Consider the following 2106-nt stretch of genomic DNA (forward strand, 5'->3'; position numbering starts at 1 on the left):
CACGCGGCCTTCGCCAGCGCGCAGCCCAGATACGATTTCCCCGACCCGGTGAATCCCTGGAACACAACGTTCTGTTGCCGGTCGATGAATGAGCAGGTGCCCAGTCCCGCGATCATCGACCGGTCAAGGCCACGTTCCTCGACAAGGTCCAGGCGGCGCAGGTCCGCGTTTGGATACCGCAGGTTCGCCCGGCGGATCAGCCCCTCGACCTTGGTTTGGGTGAAGGCGGAGTGGGCGTCATCGACGGCGAGTTTGATTCTCTCCCCGAACGCCAAACCGAGCGTGAGGGTGTCGTCTTGCGCATCGAACGCGTCCAACAGGGTGGACACGCCCATCTCGCGGAGCTTGCGTTTGGTCTCAATATCGATCCGGCTCACCGTGCACCGCCCCCGGCGTAGTAATCGGCGCCGCGGACATATCCGCCCGATTCAGGTTCGGCGGGTTCGAATCGCGGCATCCTGCGGGTGGCTGCCTTGTCTTGCCCAGTCTCCAGGATCGGTTGCAAATGGGCATATCGGGGCGAGCGAACACGACCCTCGAGCGCGATCTGGCACGCTTTTTCCACTCTCTCACTGGAGTAGCGGCGGCTCAGCCGCAGCGCTGCGAGGGCGGCGTCGAAGCCCTGCTCCTCCACGGGCACGGCCTCGAAGATCCTGTTCACCACGGTCACCATGTGGGGTCCAACTCGTTCGGCCCAGGCCCGGATCCTGACCGCGTCCCATTCCCGATACTTCTCTCCCTGGGGCTGGTCGGCATCGTTCGTGCGGTATTCGTTCACGACATGCTCACCAAACAACAGGTGGCTGGTGAGCCGCTCATGGTTCCGGTAAATCTCCAGCAGTTGGCTGGTGATGCGCAGATCGACGCCTTGCCCGACGTGCGCGTAGGGGGCGGAGTAGAAGTTCTTCTCCCAGACCACATGCCCGTTCTTCTGCACCCGACGCCCCATGATCCACCGGCTGATCTCATACGGGGCCGACGGCAGCGGCCGCAGCAACGCCCTCTCCTCGGCTTGAAACACGCTGAGGCGGGAGCCGGCACGTTTCTGGAACGGTTCCCGGTTGTAGGCATCCATGCGCTCCCGGATCGCGGCGCGCAGTTCGGGAAGCGTTCCGAAGCTCCGATGACGTAACCCTGCGATCACCCAGGTGGCGACATGAGAGACCGTATTTTCCACGCTCGCTTTGTCTTTAGGTGCCCGCGGTCGGCCCGGCAGCACCGCTGCCGAGTAATGCGCAGCCATCTCCCGATATGCGTCGTTCAACACGATCTCACCCTCTCGAGGGTGCTTGATCACGCCGGTCTTCAGGTTGTCGGGCACGATCCGGGGAACCGTTCCGCCGAACCACTCGAACATCGCGACGTTGGCCAGCAGCCAGGTGTCTTGCCGCATATCCAGCGCCGGTTCCACGAACGCATACCGGGAAAACGGCAGACATGCCACGAACAAATACACCCGAGACGTCTCGCCCGTCACCGGGTCGGTGAGCTGCATCGTCGGCCCCGACCAGTCGACCTCGACCGTCCGCCCAGCCTTATGGCCAACCCGGGATGCCGCTCCCGTGACCAGCGTATGCGTCGCATATGCCTTGCAGAATCGGTCGTAACCCATCGCCGGCTGCCCCGTCACCGCGCACCCGTCGACATACTCGCCATGGAGCAGTTTCAGCGTCACCCCGACCTTGGCGAGCTCTTTGTGTACTCCTTCCCAATCGGGCTGCACGAACACACTCTCGTGTTCGCCGCGGCCCGGGAACAGCAACGCATAAACCTCGGCATCGCCACGGCCAACGTGACCGTCACTGCCGATACCGGCCTTCTCGGCGGCGTCGAACACGGCCAACACACTCTTGCGCGACATGCCCTGCGCGAGAGCGATCGCGCGCCCCGTCATCCCCTCGGCGCGGAGCTCGAGCACCAGTTTCGCTTTGATCCTTCGTACCATTACTAATCACTCCTTCCGCCGCGTGCCTATACACGCAGCGGAAGGAGCTAAGCAGATGGCCCCCAACGGAAATACTCGGTGGCCCCACACCGCGCTACTGACCAGATCGACCAGTGGCCCCGAACGTCAATATCGGTGGCCCCCAAAAGCTCAAATACTCA

2 protein-coding genes are annotated in these 2106 nt (G+C 63.2%); both read right to left on the reverse strand.

Annotation, left to right across the window (positions count from 1 at the left end; all coding sequences use genetic code 11):
- On the reverse strand, positions 1 to 377 hold a 377-nt coding region (locus tag RCH11_RS18055; RefSeq protein ID WP_327058411.1), incomplete at its 3' end, for an ATP-binding protein.
- Entirely contained in the window at positions 374 to 1945 is a 1572-nt protein-coding gene (gene istA, locus RCH11_RS18060) for an IS21 family transposase (RefSeq protein WP_327058412.1), read from the reverse strand. The genes RCH11_RS18055 and istA, both read right to left, overlap by 4 nt.
- Positions 1946 to 2106 lie beyond the last annotated feature (161 nt).

This window comes from Glaciihabitans sp. GrIS 2.15 (assembly GCF_035984695.1).
Lineage (GTDB): Bacteria > Actinomycetota > Actinomycetes > Actinomycetales > Microbacteriaceae > Lacisediminihabitans.